Here is a 23715-nt window from a genome sequence, read left to right as displayed (position 1 = left end):
TTGGGGACGAGCTTCCATACTCGCTCAGCGACCGGGTGCACGATGCTCCGTTCTCTTCCGATCCGCCGGCGGGCGGATCCATTCGTCGAGGAGGACACGTGCCGACAGCGTGCCGTCGTGCACGGCCTGTGCGAACTCGACCCCGGCGGCGCGCTCCGCCGCCAGGTCCGCTCGTGAGGCCAGGTCCCGCAGTACGCGCTCGATCGTGTCGGGCGTGGCCTCCACGATCGGGAGATCACGGGCGGTGACATCCGCCACCCGCTCGCGCACGTGGTCGGAGACATGCCCCACCACGACGCATCCGGCGGCCATCGCCTCGCAGGCGGCGACCCCGTAGGACCCGATGCGCATCTGGTCGATCACCACATCCGCCTCCGCGAAGACGGCCGGCATCTCGGCGGTCGGGCGCCCGAGCACGATCTCCACCTCGATGGCGCCTTCGTCGCGAAGACGCTCGAGCGAGGGGAGGATGAGCTCGGTCCCCTTCACCGCGCCCACCGAGGGCGCGTGCGCGACTCTGAGCGGTCCAGGACGTTCCGCGCGGTCCGCGCTCCACCTTCCGATGTCGACCACGACGGGACACCAGAACGCATCGGGCAGGTCGTCGAGGAGGTCGGGCGTCGACACGAACACCGGGCGGCCGCTCGTGGAGACGAGCTCGATGTTGCGCGCGGCGAGGACCTCCGCGCGCGGCGCGTAGATGGACGGGTCGGCGTAGTGCGACCACGCGTGCTGCGCCACATGGCGCGACGGCAGACGCACATCCGTCCCGTGGGCGATGTACGCGACATCCACTCCGCCCTCCTCGAGGGCGCGGGCCTGCGTCGCGACCGACCGTGCGAACAGTCGCCCGAAGGGGGGCTCCTCCGCCTCGATGAGGACGTGCGTCGCACTCAGGGCGGCGTCGAACTCGCGGCGCTGCCAATCGGCGTCGTTGTGGTACGTGGCGAGGGGGACCACGATGTCGGCGTCGAAGGCGAAGCCGCCAGGGACGTCGATCGCGACGTTTCGCGCGCTGACGTCCGGGTCCAGACGCTCGAGCGCGCCCGCCCATGCGTGCGCCTGGCCGGAATAGTTGACCGGCGCGATGAGCACCCGACGGGGCCTGTCCTCGAAGGTCGTCGTCGGGACGCCACCGGGCACGGGGGTGCCGTAGCGTTTCGTCGCGACTCGACCGATGAGCGAGTCGGGCGCATCGGCGATCGCGTCTATGGTCGCGTTGATCCACCGCGGGAGAGCGTTCCTGTTCACGGCGTCCAGACGTTCCCCATCGGCGCGCGACTCATGCCGACCAGTCTATGAGCCCCGGAGAGCCGGGCCGCTGCGGCGCGAGCCGTATCATGGCTGGGTTCGCCGTTGTCGCGCGCGGGCGGGACGAAGTGGCAGGGAGCCGACGAATGGGCCGTGGACACGACGGTGGGCGCCCTCGCCTGCTCATCCTCTCCTTCTCCGCGATCGCATCCGATGCCCGCGTGATCAAGCAGGTGGAGGCGTTCCGCGACGACTACGAGGTGACCACGGTGGGATACGGTCCGGTCCCCGCCGGTGTCGTCGCTCACATCCGCATCCCGGACGACGTGCAGCACAACATCCTCGACGACAAGTACATCACCCGCCGCGACTACCGGCGGGCGTACTGGACGCTCTGGTCGATCGACTGGGTGCGCAAGAACGTCCCGCGCCGTCGGTGGGACGTCGTGCTCGCGAACGACGTCGAGGCCGTCCCCATCGCGCTCAGACTTCGACCGCTCCGCGGCGTGCACGCCGATCTGCACGAGTACTCGCCCCTCCTCCACGAGGACTGGGAAGGGTGGCGGGAGCGAATCACGCCCTACGTCGAATGGGTCTGCGCGAAATATGTGACGAAGGCCGCGTCGTGGACCACCGTGAGCAAGGGGCTCGCGCGGGAGTACGAGAAGAACTTCGGATTCCGCGCCGAGTTGGCGACGAACGCGGCGCCGTACCGCGACGCGGATCCGACGGCGGTGCACGATCCGATCCGGCTCGTGCATTCGGGCGCCGCGATGGGGGACCGGCGACTCGAGAGCCTGATCGCGGGCGTGGCGAACAGCTCGGCGTCCGTCTCGCTCGATCTTTACCTGACGCTCAATCAGCCGGCCTACGTCGAACGGCTGCGAGAGCTCGCGGACGAGACCGACGGTCGGGTCCGCGTGATGGATCCGGTCCCGTACTCCGACCTCGCGCGCACTCTGGGTGAGTACGACGTCGGCGTCCACCTGCTCGCGCCCACGAACTTCAACAACACCTGGGCCCTGCCGAACAAGCTCTTCGACTACGTCCAGGCGCGGCTCGGCGTGATCGTCGGTCCGACCGTCGAGATGGCCGAGTACGTCGAGCGCTACGGGCTGGGCGCCGTCGCTGAGGGCTTCGAACCCGAAGACCTCACGCGGCTCCTCGATGCCACCACCGCGCAGGACGTCGCGAGGTGGAAGGATGCCTCGGCCCGCTCCGCCCGTGAGCTGTCAGCCGAATCGCAGGTCGAGGTCTGGACGTCCGCGATCGCCGCGCTCGTCGCCCGCTGACGCGCCGCGACGCCGTCAGCGCAGGGCGGATTGCATGGCCGCCCGGCAGCCTGAGACGGACGCGTGCTTTCGCGCCCACATCCACCCGTGCTGCGCCTGCGACGCGAGCAGGTCGGGACGGGCGACGAGTCCCTCGATGACGTCGTGGAGGGTGTCGACATCGGCGACGACCCAGGCGTTCCGAGCGTCTTCGCCGAGGTCGGGCTCGTCGTCGACCGACGCGCTGGTCACCACGACGGCGCGTCGTGCCATCGCCTCCACCCCGAACACGCCCGGAACGGATGCGTAGAACTCGTTGAGAGCGATGTGCGCCTCGTCGAGCGCCGCCAGCACCTCGTGGTGCGGCACGTCGATGAGCTCGCGATATTCGACCCGCGGATGCGCGGCCGTGATCCGCTTCATGGCGGCGCGCACGGCATCCGTGCCTTTCAGGAGGGGACTGGACGGCGCATGGATCACGAGGATGCGGGAGAGGTCGTCGAACTTCGTCGTCGAGGGGACGAACTGCTCATCGGGATGGAAGTACAGGAACGGATGCGTCGGTGAGCGCAGATAGGACAGCTGATCGTTGCGGGCGTTGAACACCACCTCCGCGTACCGGTCGGCGACGTCCGCCCGGGCTCGACGAGCGTCGTCGTAGGCATCGGTCCCGAACAGCGGGTCCACGAGGAGCAGCTGCGTGCCGATGTTGGGGCGCCCCGTGCGGAGGGCGCGTTCAGCCATCAGCTTCGGCGACCGGATGTCGTTGCCCGTGAAGTAGCACACCAGCCGTCGACCGTGACGACGCAGGAAGGCGAACTCGAACTCCCTCTCGTCGTGATGGCCTTCGAGGTACGCGCCGCCGCCGACGTAGATGAACCCGGCCGCGCGTCGAGCGAGCCACGCGAGGAGGATCGGACCGCCGTACAAGCGTCGCCACGTCGCCCACCGTCCGCCGAGGGCGGTGCTCGTCGTCTGGATCACCGCGTCGTAGCGCACGTCGTAGAACCGGTTCCGCGCGTGGATCGCGGTGTACGAGCGCGGCAGTGCAGCGGCGATGTGCGTCGCCATGAGGGCGATGTCTTCGGGCCCGACGACCCAGTCGACCCTCTTCGCGAACAGCGCGAGCGGGGCGAACAGCCGGTAGCAGATGCGCAGCAGGAGCTTCTGCCGCGCGAAGATCCTCGTGTCGGTCACGATCGACGGCGGGGGATGCAGAACTTCACGTAGAAGCTCTTCGGCACGCGGTCGAGCTTCCACATCAGCCAGAAGAACGGACGGAGCACTTCGAACCGCCGCTTGTAGGTGTGGTAATCGGTGTATTCCTTGCGCGGCATAGTCATGACGCGATCGAACTCCGCGTCGTCGAAGCCGAGCCGCTTCTTGACCATCGCGATGAGATCGGGGTCGCCGACGCGCGGCTCTATGTACTGGGCGGCGGCGACCAGACGGTCCATCTGACCGGAGCGGACGAGCGCGGACAGCTCGATCTGGCGGAAGTTGATCCCGAACCGCGTCGGCAGGAAGTACGTGTGGTAGAACGCCGTGAAGCGGTTCTCGAGATGATGCCCGCCGTACCACTGCCACCCGAACTGGTCGTGGAGGAAGCGCTTGGCATCCTCCTTGTTGTAGTCGATCCAGTACAGCGGACGGGTGCGCTGGATGCGGCTGAACGCCGACCACTTCACGAAGTTCCAGAAGTCGAGGTTCGGATACGTCCTCATCGGCAGACGTCCGAACTTCTTGTGGACGCCCTTGATGTAGCCGCCATCCATGTAGAGCCATCCCATGGGGGAGATCCCCTCCGTGCGGAACGAGTGGCCCTCGACGATGTGACGGATGCCGTGCTGTTCGGCGGCCCGGTAGAGCACGCCCATGAATCCGATGTCGGTGGGCGCCTCGATGTCCTTGACGCCGGCGAGCATGAAGGAGTGGTAGATGTCGTCGTACTCGGCGTTGTCCACGACGTACGTCTCGAGATCGACTCCGAGTCTCTCGAGCACCGCGAAGATGTTCGACGTCGCCGTGGGGGAGTTCCACGTGTTGTCGAAGTGCACGGCCAGCGGTCGCACGCCCTTCGACACGAGCAGGTGTGCCAGATACGACGAGTCGGTGCCGCCGCTCACTCCCATGATGCAGTCGTACTTCTTGCCGCGGCCGGCGGACTTGAGCTCGGCGACGAAGCGATCCAGCGCCTCTTCGCTCCCGCTGCCGATCGGGTACTGCGCGTCGAGGGAGTCGTGCAGGTGGCAGTAGTAGCAGACGCCGTCGGCGTCGAAGGCGGCGCCGGGCACGTCGGCCGTGATGATGCATCGCGCGCAGACGTCGGCGGTCCGCAGGAACGCGTCGGCGGCGGCGAGGTCGACCTCGTGGGTCAGACCTTCCGACGCCGCCATGTCTCCGCGTCCCGCGAAAAGGTGCGCGAACAGCGCATCGATGCGGTCGCGGGTGGGGTAGTTGATCAACACGCTGTCGCGTCCGGCCTGCATGACGAACGAGGTGCCGGACGCGACGGCCGACGCCCCGGAGTGCTCGATGGGGGTCACGAGATCGTCGCGCGAGCCGACGCCGCCGTGCGCGATGACCGGAACGGTGGCCGTCTCGGCGATGCGGCGCACGAGCTCGAGGTCGACACCTGCGCGCGTGCCCTCGCGGTCGATCGACGTGACGAGGATCTCGCCGACTCCGACCTCCTCCGCCCGCCGGAGCCATTCGTCGAGATCGATTCCGGCGTCGCGGCGACCGCCCTCGACGAGAACCCGATAGTCCCCTCCCTCGTGGCGCACGTCGACGGCGCCCACGACGGCCTGCGCACCCAGCGTGCGGACCATGGCCTTCACGGCGTCCGGGTCGTCGATCAGCGCCGTGTTGACGACGATTTTCTCGATGCCGGTCGCGATGATCCGTTCGGCCTGGGCTGCGTCCGCGACGCCGCCGCCGTAGGCGAGCGGGATGAACGCCTCGGACACCAGCCGCTCGAGCAGCTCGAGCGGCGCGGCGGTCCGCGAGCGCGCGGCTCCGATGTCCAGGAGCATCAGCTCGTCGACCTCGAGGTCGTTGAAGATACTGATCACGTTGACGGGATCGCCCACGTAGCGCGGGTCGGCGAACTGACGCGTCTTGACCAGCCGCTCCCCTTCGAGGAGGAGGACCGGGATGATGCGGGGATAGACGTGCATCACAGGCTCGCTCCTGCGAAGTCGCGGAGGATCGCCAGGCCGAAGCGGTGGCTCTTCTCGGGGTGGAACTGGATGCCCAGGACGTTGTCCCGTTCGACGGACGAGGCGTAGCGGCGACCGTAGTCGGTCCACGTCAGCACGTCAGCCGGGTCGTCGACGTCGACGGCGTAGGAGTGCACGAAGTAGTACCTGCCGCCGCTGGAGAGCGCGGGTGCGATGCGCGACGGCTTGGCCGCCACCGCGGCGCTCCACCCCATGTGGGGCACGAGGAGTCGCGCGCCGTCGATCGAGGAGGGGAAGCGGTGTGCGCGACCTCCGATGAGTCCGAGGCCCGGACGCTCGCCCTCTTCGCTCCCGTCCATGAGGAGCTGCATCCCGAGGCATACGCCGGCCACGGGGATGCCGCGCCCGGCCGCGGTGCGGACGGCGTCACCGAGCCCGCTCTCGCTCAGGCGCTCGACCGCGCGGTCGAAGGCTCCCACGCCGGGCAGGATGACACGGTCCGCTGCGGCGACGATCTCGGGGTCGCCGGTGATCTCGGCGGTGTGACCGACCTTGGCGAGCGCGTTGCGCAGCGATCCGAGATTCCCGACGCCGTAGTCGACGACCGTCACATCGGGGCGGGTCATGCGGCCTCGCGACGGCTCGTCGCGACGCTATCGCGGAGCGCATCCACGATCGTGTCGAGGTCGTCGTCGGTGAGCTGCGGGTACAGCGGCAGAGTGAGCGCCTGGTGGTGCGCGCGCGTGGTCTCGGGGAGGGCATCGTCGGCGATGTCGAACCGCGCGCGGAAGTAGGGCTGCAGGTGCATGCCGTAGGTGCCCAGCGTGGTCTCCACATCCTTCGCCCGCATGGCGCGGATCACGGCGTCGCGGTCGATGTCGTCGTCGAGGCGGACGACGTACGACTGGTAGGTGTGCTCGATGCCCTCGGGCGCGACGGGCGCATGTACGCCGTCGAGACCCGCCAGACGTTCCGTCAGTTCGGCCGCGCGAGTGCGTCGACCGTGCAGGATCATCGGCAGCTTGCGCATCTGCGCGGATCCGATCGCCGCGTGCACGTCGCTCAGGCGATAGTTGAAGCCCGCCTCGACGAACTCCATGAAGAGCTCGCCCCGCACCGCGCCGTGCGCCCGCAGCACGGCGATCCGCTCGGCGAGCGCGTCGTCGTCGGTCGTGATCATCCCACCCTCCGCGGTCGTGATGATCTTGCGCGGATGGAAGGAGAACACGCCCGCGGTCGCCAGGGAACCCGCACCGCGACCGTGGTAGAGCCCGCCGAGGGCGCAGGCGGCGTCCTCGATGACGGGGAGGCCGTGACGATCCGCGATCGCGACGATCGGATCCATGTCGGCGCACAGTCCGAAGGCGTGTACGGGCATGACGGCCCGGGTGCGCTCGGTGATCGCGGACTCGAGGAGACCGGGATCGAGGTTGAAGGTGCTGCGCTGGATGTCGACGAAGACCGGCGTCGCGCCCTGCTGGATGACGGCGTTCGCCGTCGCGGGGAAGCTGAACCCGGGGATGACGACCTCGTCGCCCGGCTGGATGCCGAGGCCGACGAGGGCGAGGTGGAGGCCCGTCGTGGCCGAGCTGACCGCCTGAGCGTGCGTCGTTCCCGCGACCTCCGCGATCTCCCGCTCGAACCGCGCCGTGCGCGCGCCCTGCGTGAGGTAGCCCGATGCCAGCACTTCGCCGACGGCGGCGAGCTCCTGGTCGTCGAGGAGGGGGACGTTGAGCCTCATCGCAGAACCGACAGATACCAGTCGACCGTGCGGCGGAGGGCGTCGTCCGACAGCGTCGGCGTCTCGTGACCGAGGATGCCTGTCAGCTTCGAGACGTCGGCGAGGTGACGTCGTACGTCGCCGGGACGCTCCTCGGAGTGGAACGTCGGGTGATCGGGGCGGCCCATGATGCCCAGGATCCGCCGGACGAGTTCGTTGACGGACGTCTCGACGCCGGTTGCGACGTTGAGCACCTGACCACGGCACGCGGGGGAGTCGTGGATCCGGGCGATCAGGTCGGCGGTGTCTCCGGCGTAGATGAAGTCACGGGTCTGCTCGCCGTCCCCGTAGATCTCGATCGGCTCGCCCGCGAGCACGCGGCGCACGATGATCGGCACGATGCCCGCGTACGAACCTGGATTCTGACGCGGCCCGATGTTGTTGAAGGGACGGATCACTGTCGCATCGATGCCGAACGTCTGCACATACGACTCGATGATGTGGTCGGCGGCGGACTTGCTCGCCGCGTAGGGCGTGATCGCGTCGTGGGGGTGGCCCTCGTCCATCGGGATGTAGCGGGCGGACCCGTACGCTTCGGAGCTGGACACATGGACCAGGCGCTCGATGAGCCCGCGCCGGGCGATCTCGCAGAACGTCGTGGCGATCCCGACGTTCGTCTGCACCGTCCAGGCCGGGTAGGTGAGTGATGTCGGGAGGGGGATGACCGCGAGGTCGAACACGGTATCGACCTCATGGGCGGTGATCACGTCCTGCATGGCGGCGAGATCGGCGGCATCGAGCCGGATCACGTCGATGTCGGGGCGCACCTCGAGCGCATCGGACAGGTTGTCCATGCTGCCGAGGAAGAAGTTGTCGACGACGGTGATCCGGGACGGATCGTCCTGGATGAGTCGGTCCACCAGATGGCTTCCGATGAACCCGGCTCCACCGGTGACGAGGATCGACTTGGCCCGCACGGACATGGTCACATTTCCCAACGCGTAGAGTTCGAGTCGCGAATGGAGCGACGGCGCTCAATCCTATGCGACCCCTTGATCGATGACTGGAGGATTCGTGGACGAAGGCGCGGACGGGACGGATCGGACCTGGCACGGCATCCCTGAGAACGGCTACAACCCGCACGCCTGGATCATCGGGGAACCGGCGATCGGCGAGGGTGTCTGGATCGGCGCGTTCACGGTGATCGACGGCAGCGGCGGCCTGTCGATCGGAGACGGCTGCGACGTCTCGGCGGGGGTGCACATCTACAGTCATTCCACCGTCGCTCGGTGCGTCAGCGGACGGTCCCGATCGATCGAGCGCGCGGACACCAGCATCGGCGCGCACGTGTACCTCGGCGCGAACGCCGTCGTGCTCATGGGCGCACGTATCGGCGATCACAGCGTCGTGGCGGCCGGAGCAGTGGTCCGCGAACACACGGTGGCTCCGCCCTACAGCTTGCTCAAAGGGGTTCCCGCCGTCGTCGTGAAGGACGGCGCGCGCAAGTACGGCCCCGTCTAGACTCGCGATGTGAAGGTCGTGAGCGTCGTGGGTGCGCGTCCGCAGTTCGTCAAGCTCGCCCCCATCGATCGGGCCGCTCGCGCTGCCGGCCTGGACCACGTGATCGTCCACACCGGTCAGCACTACGACCCCCAACTCTCCGACGTGTTCTTCGAGGAGCTCGGGATCTCCGATCCCGAGATCCACTTGGGCGTGGGCTCGGGCTCTCACGGGGTTCAGACGGGAACCATGCTCGCCGCGCTCGACGAGGTGCTCGAGGCTCAGCGGCCGGACTGGGTCCTGGTATACGGAGACACGAACTCGACACTGGCGGCCGCGGTCAGTGCCGTCAAGCTGCACATCCCCGTCGCCCATCTCGAGGCCGGGCTGAGGTCGTTCAACCGCCGCATGCCGGAGGAGCACAATCGCGTCCTCACGGATCACGCCGCCGACCTGCTTCTGGCACCGACGGATGTCGCCATGCGACACCTGAGCGCGGAAGGGCTCGGAGAGCGTGCGGTGCTCGTCGGCGACGTGATGACCGACGTGCTTCTGGGCGCCCGTCGAGCCGCGCACGAGCGGCGGGGCGACCTTGCGCGAGATCTGGGACTGGCACTTGGCGGGTACTACCTCGCCACCATCCATCGCGCGGAGAACACCGACGACCCTGCGCGCCTGCGCAGCATCGTCGACGCCCTCGCCCGGCTCGATATGCCGGTCGTGCTCGTCGCACACCCGCGGCTGATCGCGCGCGCCGATGCGGCGGACATCCGACTGGATGCCGGATCGATCCGCCTGAGCACCCCGCTTCCGTATTCGGGCCTGATCGCCGCCGCCCTGGGAAGCGCGGGGGTGGTCACCGATTCCGGAGGGCTTCAGAAGGAGGCGTTCCTCCTGCGCGTCCCGTGCACGACCGTGCGGACGGAGACCGAGTGGGTCGAGACCGTCGAGCTCGGCTGGAACGTCCTCGCCGCAGACTCCGCGGAGATCGCTGCGGCGGTGACGCGGCCGGCTCCGTTGGATACCGACGCGACGCCGTACGGCGACGGACGAGCTGCAGAGCGGACGATCTCGGCGCTCTTCGCGGCACGGTGACCGTGGCGCCGGAGGCGGTCGCGCGACTCGCATAGGCTGGAGGGATGCGCATCGCAGTCATCGCGCTCGGCAAGATCGGGCTTCCGTTGGCCGTGCAGTTCGCCCTCGCGGGTCACGACGTGGTCGGCGTCGACGTCGACTCCGCCACTGTCGAGGCGGTCAACGCCACGTCGAGGACGTATCCGCTGGAGGCCGGCCTCGACGAGGCGCTCCGCGAGGTCGTGGCCGACGGCAGGCTGACGGCGACCGACGACTACGCGGTCGCCGTCCCCGATGCCGATGTCGTGGTCGTCGTCGTGCCGCTCGTCGTCGACGAGATGACGGGCAAGCCCGACTTCGCCTGGATGGACGACGCGACCCGCCGGATCGCGGCTCACCTCAGCGCCGGCACGGTGGTGTCGTACGAGACCACTCTTCCCGTGGGCACCACCCGGCGTCGCTGGAAGCCGATGCTGGAAGAGCTCTCGGGTCTTCGCGAGGGCGAGGACTTCCACGTGGTCTTCTCGCCGGAACGCGTCCTCACCGGGCGGGTGTTCGCCGATCTGCGGCGCTATCCGAAATTGATCGGCGCGCTCTCCACCGCAGGCGCCGAGCGTGCCCGCGCGTTCTACGAGGCCGTGCTCCAGTTCGATGAGCGCGCCGACCTCGCCCGGCCGAACGGCGTGTGGGATCTGGGCTCTGCAGAAGCCGCCGAGATGGCCAAGCTCGCCGAGACGACCTATCGCGACGTCAACATCGGCCTCGCGAACCAGTTCGCGATCTTCGCGGGCGACCACGGCATCGACGTGCACCGCGTCATCGAGGCCTGCAACTCGCAGGTGTTCAGTCACATCCACAGACCCGGCATCGCCGTCGGCGGACACTGCATCCCCGTCTACCCGCGACTCTACCTCGACTCCGATGCGGATGCCGATATCGTGCGGACGGCCCGCGCCTACAACGCGTCGATGCCGGAGCGGCTGGTCGGCCGGGCCGAATCGATGATGGGCAGCCTCCGAGATGTGCGCACCGTCGTCCTGGGCGCTTCGTACCGCGGCGGTGTGAAGGAGACCGCCTTCTCCGGCGTCTTCCCGACCGTCGACGCGTTGCGCTCGAGGGGCGCGGTCGTCCGCGTGCACGATCCCCTGTACACCGATGACGAGCTTCGCACCCTCGGTCTGGAGCCGTATACGCTCGGGCAGCCGGTCGACGTCGCGGTCCTGCACACCGACCACGCCGCATACCGCTCGCTCGGCGCGGACGACCTGCCAGGCATCCGCCTGCTCGTCGACGGCCGCAACGTCACTGATGCGGCACGCTGGCGGGGCGTCCCGCGACTCGTGCTGGGCGACGGGACGACGGGCGTGGGCGCGGCCGGATGATCCGACCGCGCCTGTCGGCGCGTACCGCTCAGCCGATCTGGCGCATTCCGCTCCAGCCCCAGCCCACGGCGTTCCCCGAGATCCAGCCGCCGGATCCGTCGCCGCCGTAGAGCAGAAGCGTTCCGTCGGAGGTGCGGGCGAGCACATCCGAGGTTCCGTTCCCGTCGAAGTCGCCGGCGCTGAAGATCGACGTGAAGGCGTGCCATCCGTACCCGATCGCCCGAGGGGTGCCCCACCCCCAGTCGCCTGTCGTCGGATACAGCCAGAGCGTGCCATTGGGCTGACGGGCGATGATGTCCCCTCGGCCGTCGCCGTTGAAGTCGCCGGCGTAGAAGACGAAGTCCATCATCGACCAGCCGTTGCCGATCTTGTACCCGCCGCCGAGCCATCCACCGGCACCGTCGCCGACGTAGAGGTAGAGGTCTCCGCCGGGGGTGCGGCCAATGACGTCGGGTTTGCGGTCGCCGTTGAAGTCGATCCCGCCGATCAGCTGGGAGAACATGCCCCAGCCGTTGCCGATCCGGGTCGCCGCGGCGTACCCGCCGCGCCCGTCGCCGGGAACCAGCATCAGGTCGCCGTTCGCCTCGACGCGGGCGATGTCGGGGCGTCCGTCACCGGTGAAGTCCCCGAGCGTCGTGAACCCTCGCGACCATCCGCTCGCGACGGTGGACGATCCCTTCCAGCTGGCCGCCCCGTTGCCGGTGTAGACCATCAGGTCGCCCGTCGAGGTGAGAGCGAGCACGTCGGGGCTGCCGTCGCCGTCGATGTCGCCGGCGCCGCCCGGGAGGGACTGCGTCGGGCTTCCCACACCGAAGATCTGCACCCAGTACGTGCGATAGCAGGTGCCGGTCGCGAACCCGACCCCCAGACCCGTGTAGCGGGAGTCGAGGATGTTCGCGCGATGCCCGGCCGAGGCCATCCAGGCGGCCATCACGGAGGGCGGGGAATCCTGTCCCGCGGCGATGTTCTCGCCGGTGTACTTCCACCCGGCCGGGATCGTGCGCTGGTCGCGCCATGCCGATGAGCTGTGCGCGAAGGTGCAAGAACTCGCCAGGTAGCGCGCCCACTCGCCGGCCGCCGCGTCGAGCGCTGCGTTGCTGACGAGCGGCGCGAGTCCGGCTTTGGCGCGTTCGGCGTTGGTCAGATCGAAGACCTGACGGGCGGTCCCGCCGGCGGCGACCGCCGGAGAAGGAGCCAGAGCGGCACCGGCGGCGAGCAGTGCGACGAGGAGGACGGTCAGCGCGCGGGCGCGCAGGCGGAAGCCGTGGTGGGGAGACACATTCGTGACGATAGCGATTCGAGGGCCGCTGATGCCACCGCCACGCTACAGATAGTCGCGAAGCGAGTCCGCGGAGGGCCGCGGGGAGAAGCCGGTCGACTCGATCCGAGCGAGGTCGAGCACCGAGTTGCGCGGCCTCGGCGCCACCGGTGCGGTGGCCGAGGCGAAGTACTCGTCGGTGGAGACGCCCGTCACGCGCGACGGGTCGTGGCCGGTCAGTTCGAAGACCCGGCGGGCGATGTCCGCCCACGAGGTGGGCTCCCCGCTCCCCGTGAGGTTGTACACGCCGAATGCGGCGCCCGTCTCGAGCAGGTGACGGATGCCGCGCGCGATGTCGTCGGTGAAGGTCAGACGGCCGATCTGATCGTCGACCACGCGTGGGTCGATCCCGCGCTCGGCGAGGGAGGCCATGGTGCGTACGAAGTTCTTGCCCTCGCCGATCACCCACGAGGTGCGCACCACGTAGTGGCGGGGGACGGCGACCACGATCGCGTCCCCGGCGGCCTTCGTCTGCCCGTACACCCCGAGCGGGCACACGGCGTCGTCTTCGCGGTACGGGCGGTCGAGGGTGCCGTCGAACACGTAGTCGCTCGACACGTGTACGAGCGTGACCCCGTTCGCGGTCGCGATCCTCGACAGCACGCCCAGACCGGTGACGTTCGCCGCCCACGCCTCCCGGCGGCCCTCGGCCGTCTCCGCGACATCGACGGCGGTGTACGCGGCGGCGTTGACGATCGCGCCGTAGTCGCGCCAGCGACGCGCGGAGGCGGCATCCGGATCCGTCAGATCGAACTCCGCGCGCGTCGCGAACTCGATGTGCGCGGCGTCGCCGAACTCCGCGCGCAGGGCGAGACCGAGCTGGCCGCCCGCGCCCACCACGAGCACCTTCTTCGGCGGGACGGGCGTCACGTCGGCGAGGCGGGGATGGGCGAGGTCCTTCGCGGAGATCTCGACGTCGGACAGCGGGATCGGCCAGGCGATCCCCGCGGTCTCGTCCGCGAGGTTGAGGAACGAGTACTCGGCGGTCGGAGACCAGTGGTCGTTCACGAGGTAGGCGTACGCCGTGTCGGGCTCGAGGGTCTGATACGAGTTGCCGACTCCTCGGGGCACGAAGATGGCCCGAGACGGATCGAGCTCGATCGTGAAGACCGCGCCGAACGAGGGTCCTTCGCGCAGGTCGACCCACGCGCCGAAGATCCTGCCCGTGGCGACCGAGACCCACTTGTCCCACGGTTCGGCGTGGATGCCGCGGGTCGTGCCGACCGCGTCGTTGAACGAGATGTTGTTCTGGACCGGCCCGAAATCGGGCAGTCCGAGAGTCGTCATCTTCTCGCGCTGCCAGTTCTCCTTGAACCAGCCGCGGGAGTCGCCGTGCACGGGAAGGTCGAACACCACCAGCCCCGGGATCGTCGTCTCGGTGATCGCGAGTTGCTTTCCGAACTCCGTCATCACTGACCCTTGCTCGCGTAGAACGCCTCGACGCCCTCCTTCGCGGGGGCCCACCACGCTTCGTTGTCGCGATACCACCGGATGGTGGCGGCGAGCCCGGCCTCGAAGTCGCCGTACGACGGCGACCAGCCGAGCTCGGTGCGCAGCTTCGTCGAGTCGATCGCGTAGCGCAGGTCGTGACCGGCGCGATCGGTGACGTGGTCGTAGGCGTCGGCCGGCTGACCCATCTCGGTGAGGATGAGCTCGACGACGTCCTTGTTGTTCTTCTCGCCGTCGGCTCCGATGAGGTAGGTCTCGCCGATCTCGCCGTTGTCGAGGATCGTCAGGACCGCGGAGGAGTGGTCGTCGGCGTGGATCCAGTCGCGCACGTTCTCGCCCTTGCCGTAGAGCTTGGGGCGGATGCCGCGCAGCACGTTCGTGATCTGTCGCGGGATGAACTTCTCGACGTGCTGGTACGGACCGTAGTTGTTCGAGCAGTTCGAGATCGTCGCCCGGACGCCGAACGAGCGCACCCAGGCGCGCACCAGCAGGTCGCTGCCCGCCTTGGTCGACGAGTACGGCGACGACGGGTTGTAGGGCGTGTCCTCGGTGAAGCGCGCGGGGTCGTCGAGCTCGAGGTCGCCGTACACCTCGTCGGTGGAGATGTGGTGGAAGCGGCGGTCGTGCCGGCGGGCGGCCTCCAGCAGCGTGTAGGTGCCGATGATGTTCGTGTCGAGGAACGGGCGCGGATCGTGCAGCGAGTTGTCGTTGTGCGACTCGGCCGCGTAGTGCACGACCGCGTCGACGTCGGCGAACAGCCCGTCCACGAGCGCGGCGTCGGCGATGTCGCCCTCCACGAAGGTCACCCGGTCGGCGGGGAGTCCGTCCAGAGACGCGCGGTTCCCGGCATACGTGAGCTTGTCGAGCACCGTGACGTGGTGGTCGGTGCGCTCGACGACGTGGTGGACGAAGTTGGAGCCGATGAACCCGGCGCCGCCGGTGACGAGCAGGCGGGACATCAGCGGCCTCTTTCGAGCGTCTCGAGCAGGTAGGTGCCGTAGCCGGACTTCACGAGCTTCTCGGCGCGTGCGCGCAGTGCGTCGTCGTCGAGGAAGCCCTGCCGCCACGCGACCTCTTCGGGCACGCCGATGCTGAGTCCGGTGCGGCGCTGGATCGTGCGGACGTACTCGGCGGCGTCGGTCATCTGGTCGAACGTGCCCGTGTCGAGCCAGGCGGTCCCGCGGGGGAGCACCTCGACCTGCAGTTTGCCGCGCTCGAGGTATCTCCGGTTCACGTCGGTGATCTCGTACTCGCCGCGCGGCGACGGCTCGAGGTCGTGCGCGATGGCGACGACGTCGTTGTCGTAGAAGTAGAGACCGGGCACGGCGTAGTTGCTCTGGGGGGCGGCGGGCTTCTCCTCCAGAGAGACGGCGCGTCCTTCGCCATCGAACTCGACCACGCCGTACGCGCCGGGCTCGGCCACCCAGTAGGCGAACACCGCACCCCCGTCGACGTCCGCGTAGCGCTTGAGCTGAGTGCCCAGACCCGGGCCGTACAGCAGGTTGTCCCCCAGCACGAGAGCGACTTTGTCGCCTCCGATGAAGTCCGCCCCGATCGTGAACGCCTGAGCGAGGCCGTCCGGCGACGGCTGCTGGGCGAACGTGATCGAGACCCCGAACTGGGATCCGTCACCCAGCAGGCGCTCGAAGAACGGAGCGTCGTGCGGGGTGGTGACGATCAGGATGTCGCGGATTCCCGCGAGCATCAACGTCGACAGCGGGTAGTAGACCATCGGCTTGTCGTAGACCGGGATCAGCTGCTTGGACACGCCGAGCGTGATCGGATGGAGGCGGGTCCCCGAGCCCCCCGCGAGAATGATGCCCTTCACTCCTCAATCCTGGCACAGCGGCCATCGGACCAGCGAGCGCCTGGGCGGTCTCCCAGACGCTCGCGGATAGTGTGGACGGCGGGATTCCGCCGCATGGGCCGTCGCGATCCCGATCGGCGAGAGGAACCCTGACGGTGCTGGAGATGTTCGGGGCGGCAGGCGTGGGTGTCGCACTGCTGCTCGTGCTCGGACTGCCCCTCGCGTGCGCGAGCGGCCTCCGCGGCTACTGGATGCTGGGCGCCGCGCCCGCTTTCGCGATGACGATGATCGCCGGGACCTCGGTCATCGCCCCCTGGGTGGGCGCGCCGTGGTCGGTGCTGCCTGTGATGGCGGTGACGGTCGTCGTGGGGGCCGGCATCCTCGTCGCTCGGCGGATGATCAGAACGCGCACGACGTCGGAGCCGGCCGAACCATCGCGCCCCTCCTCGGGTGTGTGGCTGACCCTGGCGCTCGTCGTCGCCGCGGTCGTCATCGGCGCCCGCATGATCGAGGTGATCGGCGCGCCGGGCAACATCTCCCAGACGTTCGACAACATCTTCCATCTGAACGGCATCCGGTTCATCCTCGACGGCGGGAACGCCTCCCCGCTGCGTCTGGGATACATGACCAGTCCCGATGGGAGCCTGCCCTTCTATCCGGCTGTCTGGCACGCCTTCACGAGCCTGATCGTCCAGTTGACGGGCGTCTCCATTCCGGTCGCCGTCAATGCCGCCATGCTCACGACCTCGGCGTTCATCTGGCCGATCTCGATCGTGCTGCTCACGCGCACCCTGTTCGGCGGTCGACCCGCCTACACGGTCGCCGCGGCGCTGGTCGCGGCATCCATCCCCGCCTTTCCGATGCTCCTGATGGACTACGGCGTCCTGTACCCGCTGCAGCTGAGCCTCGCACTGCTCCCCGTCGCGCTCGCCGCCACGCTCGCGCTGCTCCGGATCAGCCCCGTCCGTGCGCCCCGGGGGGTCGGGTGGTGGGCGCTGATCCTGGTGGGCGCCATCCCGGGCATGACACTCGCGCATCCGGGGGCGTTCGTGGCCTGGCTCGCCCTGTCGGTGCCGATGGTGCTGCTGGCCGCATGGCGTGCGTGGCGCGCGGCGGCGACGCGGGGACGGGTGATGATCGGCGCCGGCGTCGTGGTGTACGCCGTGGTGGGCGCCGTGCTGGTGCGGGTGCTCCGCCCGCCGGCGGAGGCCCGCGGGTGGCCGGTGTCGATGTCGATCCCGGATGCCTTCTGGACAGTGGCCTCGGTGTCGATGTGGTACCTCGTTCCCGCGGTCGTCATCGCGCTCTCCGTCGTCGCGGGCATCGTCTGGGCCGTCGTCGACCGCAGAGCGCCCGGTCTGCTGGCGATGGCCATGTACCTGGTCGCGGTTCTCCTGTTCGTGACGGTCGCGGCCCTGCCGTGGCCTGCGCTGCGGGACGCACTGACGGGCAGCTGGTACAACAACCTGCCTCGCATCGCCTCGATCCTCGCCATCGCGATGGTTCCCGTCGCGGCGTACGGTCTCGGACGCACGTGTACGGCGCTGTCGTCGCTGCGTCCTCTTGCCGGTTCGCCGCGGTGGGTGCCGGCCGCCCTCGGCGCGGTGGCCGGCACGGCGGTCCTGGCGGGCATGCAGCTCCCGGTGATGCCGTCGGCGGTCTCCTGGGCCCAGCCCCTCTACGCGCTGGACGCGGCCTCGCCGCTGCTGACCGCCGACGAGTACGCCCTGCTCACGCGCATCCCCGACCATGTGCCCGAGGGCGTCGCGATCGCGGGGAGCCCGTGGACGGGCGCCTCCCTCGCCTCGGCGATCGGCGGACGGCCGGTCCTGATGCCGCACACGCTGATGGTGATCACCGATGAGGTCGCGCAGGTCAACGACGGCCTCGACACCGCGACGCCCGGTTCGGCCGTCTGCGCAGCCGTGCGCGACCTCCACGTCGGATTCGTCCTCGACTTCGGTGGCCAGGAGGTGCACAACGGCGTCCACGATTTCCCCGGGTTCGACGCGCTCGCGCAGTCGGACCGGGTGCGCCTCGTCGACGAGCAGGGGGCGGCCCGGCTCTACGAGGTCGTCGCGTGCGGATGACCGCACGGACCCGCCGCACCGCTCGGCTAGAGTGGGGGCCACTATGACGGGTGCTGTCGACCGCGTGCTGATCCTCGTGCCCGCCTGGAACGAGTCTCGGAATGTCGGCACCACCGTGCGCGAGATCCTCGCGAGCTGCCCCGACCACGACGTGGCGGTCATCGACGACGGCTCGTCGGACGACACCGCCGCCGTGGCCCGCGCCGCGGGCGCGACGGTCCTCTCGCTGCCGTTCAACCTCGGCGTGGGCGGCGCCATGCGCACCGGGTTCACGTACGCGCAGCGGATGGGGTATCGCAAGGCGATCCAGGTCGACGCCGACGGTCAGCACAACCCCGCCGACATCGATCGCGTCCTCGCCGGGCTCGACATCGCCGACATCGCGATCGGGGCGCGGTTCAGCGACGTCGGCGACTACGAGGTCCGCGGACCGCGGAAATGGGCGATGCGCTTCCTCGCCTCGGTCATGTCACGGGTCGCGCACACGCGCCTCACCGATGTCACCAGCGGGTTCCGCGCCGCGGGTCCGCGCGCCATCGACCAGTACGTGCGCTATTACCCCGCGGAGTACCTGGGGGACACCCTCGACTCGCTCGTCGCCGCCTGCCACGAAGGGCTCACCGTGACACAGGTCCCCGTGGCCATGCGTCCGCGCCTGCACGGACGCCCCAGTCAAGGCCCGATCGGCGCGTCGATCTATCTGCTGCGTTCCGTCTTCGCGCTGCTGCTGGCCGTCATGCGCCGCCCGCGCGGCGTCCGACCGGATGCGGTGGCATCGTGATCGTCCTCGGCGGGATCGTCCTGGCGGTCGTGCTGCTCGTGATCGTGATCTGGATGCTGCTCACCCGCAAACTGCGCGAGAAGTACGCCGTGCTGTGGCTCGTGCTGGGCGTGGTGGTGCTCGTGCTGGGCCTGTTCCCGCAGCTGCTTCTCGGTCTCACCAGCGCGCTGGGCGTGCAGCTCCCGGTCAACCTCCTGTTCGCCATGGCGATCGTCCTTCTGCTCGGGGTCGCGCTGCACCTGTCGTGGGAGCTGTCGCAGGCCGAGGAGGAGATCCGGCGGACGGCCGAGGAGGTCGCGATCCTCCATACCCGCGTCGACGCGCTCGCCGAGGAGCTCCGATCCCTGCGCGAGGCGCAGGACCACGCGGCGCCCGACTCCCCGAGCGGTGCACGCGGTGACGACGCGCAGCCCTGAGCGGCGCTTCGGCGGTCTGACCCTCATCCTCATCGCGACGGCGGTCGCGGGTGCGGTCGGCTACGTCATCCAGCTGCTCGCCCCCGCGCTGCTGGGAGATGCCGAGGCGTACCTGGGGTTCTCGGTCTTCTGGTCGACGCTCTACCTGTTCGTCTCCGCGATCGCGGGCGTGCAGCAGGAAGTGACCCGCGCCACCCATCCCTCCCCGACGCCATCGCGATCGACCACGCTGCGCACCGTCACGCTGGCCGGGGGAGCGGTCCTCGTGGTGGTCGCCGTGATCGTCGGTCTCCTGCTCGGCCCCGGGGCCTTCTCCGCGGCCCCCGTCGCGTTGACCGCCTGGTTCGCGGTGGGCATCGTCGGCTACCTCCTGTCGGCGGTCCTGGCGGGTGTGCTCTACGGCCTCGAGCTGTGGCGCGAGATCGCCCTCCTGACGGTCGCGGACGCGCTGATCCGCGGCATCCTCACGACCATCGCCCTCGTGCTGCACGCCCCGCCGGCGATCCTCGGGGGAGCGATCGCGACGCCCTTCGTCCTCGCGTTCGGGCTTGTCTGGCTGGTGGCCCGACACCGGGTGGTCGGGCGCTTCGCCCTGGACGTCGCCGCGCGCCGGCTCCTGGTCAACACCTCGACGACGGTGCTGGCCGCAGCGGCGACGGGGGCCATGGTGACCGGCCTGCCTCTGCTCCTCCGCTCGACGATGCCCGATGTTCCGGCGGTCGCCCTCGCCTCTCTCGTCATGGCCATCACGATCACCCGAGCGCCGCTGATCGTCCCGCTGATGGCCCTGCAGAGCTATCTCATCGTGGAGTTCCGCAAGGCGGGCACCTCGCTCTGGCCGCGTCTCGCGCGCTATCTCGCGGTCGCGGTCGCGGTCGCCGCGCTCGCCGCCGTGCTCGGGGGGCTCCTCGGGCCCTGGGTGGTCGACGTGTTCTCCGGCGGCAAGTACGCCATCGACGCGTGGACCGGAGTCGTGGTCGTCGTGAGCGCCGGGCTCGTGTCGATGATGTGCCTGACCGGCCCGGCCCTCCTGAGCGAGGCGCGACACGGCGTCTACGTGTCGGGATGGGCGGTCGCCGCGCTCGCCACCGTGGCGCTGCTCCTGCTCCCCGTGCCGACCGGTCTGCGCATCGATCTGGCGCTGATCGCCCCCGCCCTCGTCGGCTTGATCGTGCACCTGGGAGGCATCCGCCGACCCGGCGGCACCCCCCGCGCTCAGGGAGCGCCGGAGGCGCTCGGGTAGAGTGTTCGCAGCGTCGGCAGCGCGCCGCGCATCAGGAGAAACCATCGCCATGACCTCAACTTCCGCACGCAAGCGCGCCCTCATCACCGGTATCACCGGCCAGGACGGCAGCTACCTCGCAGAGCTTCTGCTGGAGAAGGGCTACGAGGTCCACGGACTCATCCGCCGGTCCTCGTCGTTCAACACGCAGCGCATCGACCACGTCTACCAGCCCGCGCAGGCCGAGGATCACCGCTTGTTCCTGCACTTCGGCGATCTGTCCGACGGCTCCCGCCTGGTCACGCTCCTCAACGAGATCCAGCCGCACGAGGTCTACAACCTCGCCGCCCAGTCGCACGTGCGCGTGAGCTTCGACGAGCCCGAGTACACCGGCGACGTCACGGGCCTGGGCAGCATCCGTCTCCTCGAGGCGATCCGGGCCGCGAAGATCGAGACGCGCTTCTACCAGGCCTCCAGTTCGGAGATGTTCGGGGCGACCCCGCCGCCCCAGCACGAGGAGACCCCGTTCTATCCGCGCTCGCCGTACGGCGTCGCGAAGGTGTACTCGTACTGGATCACGCGGAACTACCGCGAGGCGTACGACCTCTTCGCCGTCAACGGCATCCTGTTCAACCACGAATCCCCTCGCCGCGGCGGCACGTTCGTCACCCGCAAGATCACCCGAGCCGTCGCGCGGATCAAGGCGGGCCTGCAGTCCGAGCTCTACCTGGGCAACCTCGACGCCGTCCGCGACTGGGGCTACGCACCCGAGTACGTCGAGGGCATGTGGCGGATGCTGCAGCACGACGAGCCCACCGACTACGTCCTGGCGACCAACACGGCGTACACGGTGAAGGACTTCCTGAGGTTCTCGTTCGAGCACGTCGGGCTGGATTGGGAGAAGTACGTCCGCTTCGACGAGCGCTACCTGCGACCGACCGAGGTCGACGCCCTCATCGGCGACTACGGCAAGGCCAAGAGCCTGCTCGGCTGGGAGCCGAAGGTGCACACGCCGCGCCTCGCGCAGATCATGGTCGACGCGGACGCCTCGGCGCTCGAGGTCGAAGGCAGCCATTTCGTCGACCAGGTGCAGAGCTGATCCCAGGTGCACGTTCTGCTCACGGGCGGCGGGGGGATGCTCGCCTCCAGCATCGCGGAGGCGTGGGCCTCCCGGCGTCCTGACGACGCTCTGACGGTTCTTTCTCGACGCGACGTCGACCTGAAGGACGCCGCGGCGACCCGCTCGGCGATCTCCGCGGCCGCGCCCGACACGGTGATCCACACGGCGGCCTTCGTGGGCGGCATCGGCGACAAGACGGCGCGCCCGCTCCCTTATCTGCTCGACAATCTGCGCATCGACGCCTCGGTGCTCGACGCGGTGGTGGCCGAAGAGGTGCCGGGCTACCTGTACACGGCGTCGGCGGCGGCGTACCCGGCGTCGGCTCCGAACCCGATCGTCGAGGATGCGCTGTTCGCGGGGCGCCTCGAGCCGGCGAACGAGGGGTACGGCCTGGCGAAGCTGGCCGGCCTGACCGCCGTCGGCTACGCCGCGCGTCAGACCGGGCGCGCCTATCGGGCCATCCTGCCCTCCAATCTGTACGGGCCGCGGGACACCTTCGACCCGACCCGGTCGCATCTGATCGCCTCGACGATCTTCAAGGCCCATTCCGCGCGCGAGGCCGGCAGCGACCAGGTGGAGGTGTGGGGGGACGGCACCGCCCGCCGCGAGTTCACCTACGCCCCCGACCTCGCCGCGTGGATCGCGGACGCGATCGACGATCTCGCCGACTGGCCGGTCCACATGAACGTCGGAGCGGGCGTCGATCACTCGATCCGCGACTTCTACGAGATCGCCGCGGCCACCGTCGGGTTCGACGGGGAGCTGGCTTTCGACCCGACCAAGCCGAGCGGTGTTCCGCAGCGGCTCATCGACTCCACGCTCGCCCGGCAGCACGGCTGGGCACCGCGCACCGACATCCGCGAGGGAATGGCCGCCTGCTACGCGTCCTTCCTCGCCCGCACCGCCACGGGAGACCTCCGATGACCACCACCCCCGCCTACCCGCTCGCCACCTCGACCTGGGACGAGGCGGAGTACGCCGCGCTCCAGCGCGTGATCGAGAGCGGCCGCTTCACCAACGGACCGGTGGTCAGGGAGTTCGAGGCGGCCTTCGCCGCGCACTTCGGCGCCGCGTTCGGCGTGATGGTCAACTCGGGCAGCTCTGCGAACCTCATCGCGATCGCGGCCGCCGTGGTCGACCCCCGCATCGACCTCAACCGCGGCGACGAGGTGCTGGTTCCTGCCGTGTCGTGGCCGACGACCTACTATCCGCTCACGCAGCACGGTCTGCGCCCGAAGTTCGTCGACATCGACGTCGACACCCTCAACATCGACCTCGACCTCGTCGAGGCATCGATCGGCCCCCGCACGAAGGCGATCTTCGCGGTCAACCTCCTCGGCAACCCCAACGACTTCCCCCGCCTGCGCGCGATCGCCGAGCGGCACGGTCTGGTCCTGCTGGAGGACAACTGCGAGTCGCTCGGTGCGGTCAAGGACGGCATCAACGCCGGCACGGCGGGCCTCGCGGGCACCTTCAGCTCGTTCTTCTCGCACCACATCGCGACGATGGAGGGCGGCATCATCCTCACCGATGACGAGCAGCTCTACCAGGAGATGATCTCGCTGCGCTCGCACGGCTGGACGCGAGAGCTCCCGTCGTCCAACCACGTCCACGACAAGAGCGGCGACGCCTGGGACGACCTGTTCCGCTTCGTCCTCCCGGGCTACAACGTGCGGCCGATCGAGATGGAGGGCGCGCTCGGCCTGGAGCAGCTCAAGAAGGTGCCCGCGCTCATCGCGGGCCGTCGCGACAATGCCGCGTACTTCCTCGAGCGGTTCGCCGGGATCCCCAGCGTCCGCACGCAGCGGGAGACGGGCGAGAGCAGCTGGTTCGGGTTCTCGATGGTGCTCGAGGGCGCGCTGGCCGGACGCCGTACAGAGCTCGTGCGGGCGTTCTCCGAGGCGGGCATCGAATCCCGGCCGATCGTGGCGGGCAACTTCACGCGCAACCCCGTCATGGCCCACCTCGACGCCGTCGTTCCCGACGCCCTGCCCGCGGCGGACAAGATCGACGTGGACGGCCTGTTCATCGGCAACCACCACTATCCCGTGCGCGAGGGCATCGACCTCGTCGCCGAGACCGTGGAGCGCGTCGCCGGCTCGTGAGACGGATGCCTCGGGGCGGTGCCGCCG

At 69.3% G+C, this 23715-nt stretch carries 21 protein-coding genes; 11 read left to right on the top strand and 10 right to left on the bottom strand.

Annotated elements, in window-relative coordinates; genetic code table 11:
• Positions 1-24: 24 nt before the first annotated feature.
• On the bottom strand, positions 25-1251 hold the full coding sequence (locus ACSJDX_RS15625) for a hypothetical protein (RefSeq protein WP_438353550.1): 1227 nt from the start codon (positions 1249-1251) through the stop codon (positions 25-27).
• Between the two features lie 221 nt (positions 1252-1472).
• On the opposite strand from ACSJDX_RS15625, the gene ACSJDX_RS15620 reads away from it, so the two are divergent.
• Positions 1473-2543 (top strand): glycosyltransferase family 1 protein, encoded by a 1071-nt coding sequence (locus ACSJDX_RS15620; protein WP_438353549.1) that lies wholly within the window; start codon positions 1473-1475, stop codon positions 2541-2543.
• 15 nt (positions 2544-2558) lie between these two features.
• On the opposite strand, the gene ACSJDX_RS15615 is transcribed toward ACSJDX_RS15620, so the two are convergent.
• The 5 genes from ACSJDX_RS15615 to ACSJDX_RS15595 are packed head-to-tail and all read right to left on the bottom strand — an operon-like array spanning position 2559 to position 8407.
• Entirely contained in the window at positions 2559-3719 is a 1161-nt protein-coding gene (locus ACSJDX_RS15615; protein WP_438353548.1) for a glycosyltransferase, read from the bottom strand.
• Positions 3716-5701 (bottom strand): HisA/HisF-related TIM barrel protein, encoded by a 1986-nt coding sequence (locus ACSJDX_RS15610; RefSeq protein WP_438355013.1) that lies wholly within the window; start codon positions 5699-5701, stop codon positions 3716-3718. Before ACSJDX_RS15610 ends, ACSJDX_RS15615 begins: the two co-directional genes overlap by 4 nt.
• Complete coding sequence (gene hisH, locus ACSJDX_RS15605; RefSeq protein ID WP_438353547.1) at positions 5701-6330, bottom strand: imidazole glycerol phosphate synthase subunit HisH; 630 nt, start codon at positions 6328-6330, stop codon at positions 5701-5703. Before hisH ends, ACSJDX_RS15610 begins: the two co-directional genes overlap by 1 nt.
• Complete coding sequence (locus ACSJDX_RS15600; protein WP_438353546.1) at positions 6327-7445, bottom strand: DegT/DnrJ/EryC1/StrS family aminotransferase; 1119 nt, start codon at positions 7443-7445, stop codon at positions 6327-6329. The genes hisH and ACSJDX_RS15600 overlap by 4 nt, the downstream gene beginning before the upstream one ends.
• Positions 7442-8407 (bottom strand): dTDP-glucose 4,6-dehydratase, encoded by a 966-nt coding sequence (locus ACSJDX_RS15595; protein WP_438353545.1) that lies wholly within the window; start codon positions 8405-8407, stop codon positions 7442-7444. Before ACSJDX_RS15595 ends, ACSJDX_RS15600 begins: the two co-directional genes overlap by 4 nt.
• 91 nt (positions 8408-8498) lie before the next feature.
• On the opposite strand from ACSJDX_RS15595, the gene ACSJDX_RS15590 reads away from it, so the two are divergent.
• The 3 genes from ACSJDX_RS15590 to ACSJDX_RS15580 are packed head-to-tail and all read left to right on the top strand — an operon-like array spanning position 8499 to position 11380.
• Positions 8499-8945 carry an acyltransferase gene (locus ACSJDX_RS15590; protein WP_438353544.1) on the top strand — a complete coding sequence of 149 codons (447 nt, stop codon included), beginning with the start codon at positions 8499-8501 and terminating at the stop codon, positions 8943-8945.
• Between the two features lie 9 nt (positions 8946-8954).
• Positions 8955-10019, top strand: a complete 1065-nt coding sequence (gene wecB, locus ACSJDX_RS15585) for a non-hydrolyzing UDP-N-acetylglucosamine 2-epimerase (RefSeq protein ID WP_438353543.1) — start codon at positions 8955-8957, stop codon at positions 10017-10019.
• Positions 10020-10063: 44 nt separating this feature from the next.
• The gene (locus tag ACSJDX_RS15580) at positions 10064-11380 is read left to right on the top strand and encodes a nucleotide sugar dehydrogenase (protein ID WP_438353542.1); all 1317 of its coding nucleotides are present in this window, start codon (positions 10064-10066) and stop codon (positions 11378-11380) included.
• Between the two features lie 28 nt (positions 11381-11408).
• On the opposite strand, the gene ACSJDX_RS15575 is transcribed toward ACSJDX_RS15580, so the two are convergent.
• From ACSJDX_RS15575 to rfbA, 4 genes are read right to left on the bottom strand one after another with little or no spacing between them, the layout of a single operon-like run.
• On the bottom strand, positions 11409-12659 hold the full coding sequence (locus ACSJDX_RS15575) for an FG-GAP-like repeat-containing protein (protein ID WP_438353541.1): 1251 nt from the start codon (positions 12657-12659) through the stop codon (positions 11409-11411).
• Between the two features lie 45 nt (positions 12660-12704).
• Entirely contained in the window at positions 12705-14108 is a 1404-nt protein-coding gene (locus tag ACSJDX_RS15570; RefSeq protein ID WP_438353540.1) for a sugar nucleotide-binding protein, read from the bottom strand.
• Positions 14108-15106, bottom strand: coding sequence for a dTDP-glucose 4,6-dehydratase (gene rfbB / locus ACSJDX_RS15565; RefSeq protein WP_438353539.1), 999 nt, complete (start codon positions 15104-15106; stop codon positions 14108-14110). The genes ACSJDX_RS15570 and rfbB overlap by 1 nt, the downstream gene beginning before the upstream one ends.
• On the bottom strand, positions 15106-15975 hold the full coding sequence (rfbA, locus tag ACSJDX_RS15560) for a glucose-1-phosphate thymidylyltransferase RfbA (protein WP_438353538.1): 870 nt from the start codon (positions 15973-15975) through the stop codon (positions 15106-15108). Before rfbA ends, rfbB begins: the two co-directional genes overlap by 1 nt.
• A gap of 143 nt (positions 15976-16118) precedes the next feature.
• Here rfbA and ACSJDX_RS15555 point away from each other — a divergent pair, with 143 nt between their 5' ends.
• Genes ACSJDX_RS15555 through ACSJDX_RS15525 form a run of 7 tightly spaced genes read left to right on the top strand, consistent with a single transcriptional unit; the run spans position 16119 to position 23688 of the window.
• Positions 16119-18044, top strand: a complete 1926-nt coding sequence (locus tag ACSJDX_RS15555; RefSeq protein WP_438355012.1) for a DUF6541 family protein — start codon at positions 16119-16121, stop codon at positions 18042-18044.
• 43 nt (positions 18045-18087) lie between these two features.
• Complete coding sequence (locus ACSJDX_RS15550) at positions 18088-18825, top strand: glycosyltransferase family 2 protein (protein WP_438353537.1); 738 nt, start codon at positions 18088-18090, stop codon at positions 18823-18825.
• Entirely contained in the window at positions 18822-19241 is a 420-nt protein-coding gene (locus tag ACSJDX_RS15545; protein ID WP_438353536.1) for a DUF2304 domain-containing protein, read from the top strand. The genes ACSJDX_RS15550 and ACSJDX_RS15545 overlap by 4 nt, the downstream gene beginning before the upstream one ends.
• Positions 19222-20484 (top strand): hypothetical protein, encoded by a 1263-nt coding sequence (locus tag ACSJDX_RS15540; protein WP_438353535.1) that lies wholly within the window; start codon positions 19222-19224, stop codon positions 20482-20484. Before ACSJDX_RS15545 ends, ACSJDX_RS15540 begins: the two co-directional genes overlap by 20 nt.
• Positions 20485-20533: 49 nt before the next feature.
• On the top strand, positions 20534-21562 hold the full coding sequence (gmd, locus tag ACSJDX_RS15535) for a GDP-mannose 4,6-dehydratase (RefSeq protein ID WP_438353534.1): 1029 nt from the start codon (positions 20534-20536) through the stop codon (positions 21560-21562).
• Between the two features lie 6 nt (positions 21563-21568).
• Complete coding sequence (locus tag ACSJDX_RS15530) at positions 21569-22507, top strand: NAD-dependent epimerase/dehydratase family protein (RefSeq protein WP_438353533.1); 939 nt, start codon at positions 21569-21571, stop codon at positions 22505-22507.
• On the top strand, positions 22504-23688 hold the full coding sequence (locus tag ACSJDX_RS15525) for a DegT/DnrJ/EryC1/StrS family aminotransferase (protein WP_438353532.1): 1185 nt from the start codon (positions 22504-22506) through the stop codon (positions 23686-23688). The genes ACSJDX_RS15530 and ACSJDX_RS15525 overlap by 4 nt, the downstream gene beginning before the upstream one ends.
• The last annotated feature ends 27 nt before the right edge of the window (positions 23689-23715 follow it).

This window comes from Microbacterium fluminis (assembly GCF_051549805.1).
Lineage (GTDB): Bacteria > Actinomycetota > Actinomycetes > Actinomycetales > Microbacteriaceae > Microbacterium.
Note: the sequence above shows the minus strand (reverse complement) of the source record. Positions and strands in the feature narration are given on the sequence as shown.

Coding starts and splice junctions, on each gene's coding strand:
- hisH (WP_438353547.1), bottom strand. CDS start 6,330: ATGACCCGCCCCGATGTGACGGTCGTCGACTACGGCGTCGGGAATCTC.
- ACSJDX_RS15525 (WP_438353532.1), top strand. CDS start 22,504: ATGACCACCACCCCCGCCTACCCGCTCGCCACCTCGACCTGGGACGAG.
- ACSJDX_RS15595 (WP_438353545.1), bottom strand. CDS start 8,407: ATGTCCGTGCGGGCCAAGTCGATCCTCGTCACCGGTGGAGCCGGGTTC.
- gmd (WP_438353534.1), top strand. CDS start 20,534: ATGACCTCAACTTCCGCACGCAAGCGCGCCCTCATCACCGGTATCACC.
- ACSJDX_RS15600 (WP_438353546.1), bottom strand. CDS start 7,445: ATGAGGCTCAACGTCCCCCTCCTCGACGACCAGGAGCTCGCCGCCGTC.
- ACSJDX_RS15555 (WP_438355012.1), top strand. CDS start 16,119: ATGTTCGGGGCGGCAGGCGTGGGTGTCGCACTGCTGCTCGTGCTCGGA.
- ACSJDX_RS15610 (WP_438355013.1), bottom strand. CDS start 5,701: ATGCACGTCTATCCCCGCATCATCCCGGTCCTCCTCCTCGAAGGGGAG.
- rfbB (WP_438353539.1), bottom strand. CDS start 15,106: ATGTCCCGCCTGCTCGTCACCGGCGGCGCCGGGTTCATCGGCTCCAAC.
- ACSJDX_RS15550 (WP_438353537.1), top strand. CDS start 18,088: ATGACGGGTGCTGTCGACCGCGTGCTGATCCTCGTGCCCGCCTGGAAC.
- ACSJDX_RS15570 (WP_438353540.1), bottom strand. CDS start 14,108: ATGACGGAGTTCGGAAAGCAACTCGCGATCACCGAGACGACGATCCCG.
- ACSJDX_RS15580 (WP_438353542.1), top strand. CDS start 10,064: ATGCGCATCGCAGTCATCGCGCTCGGCAAGATCGGGCTTCCGTTGGCC.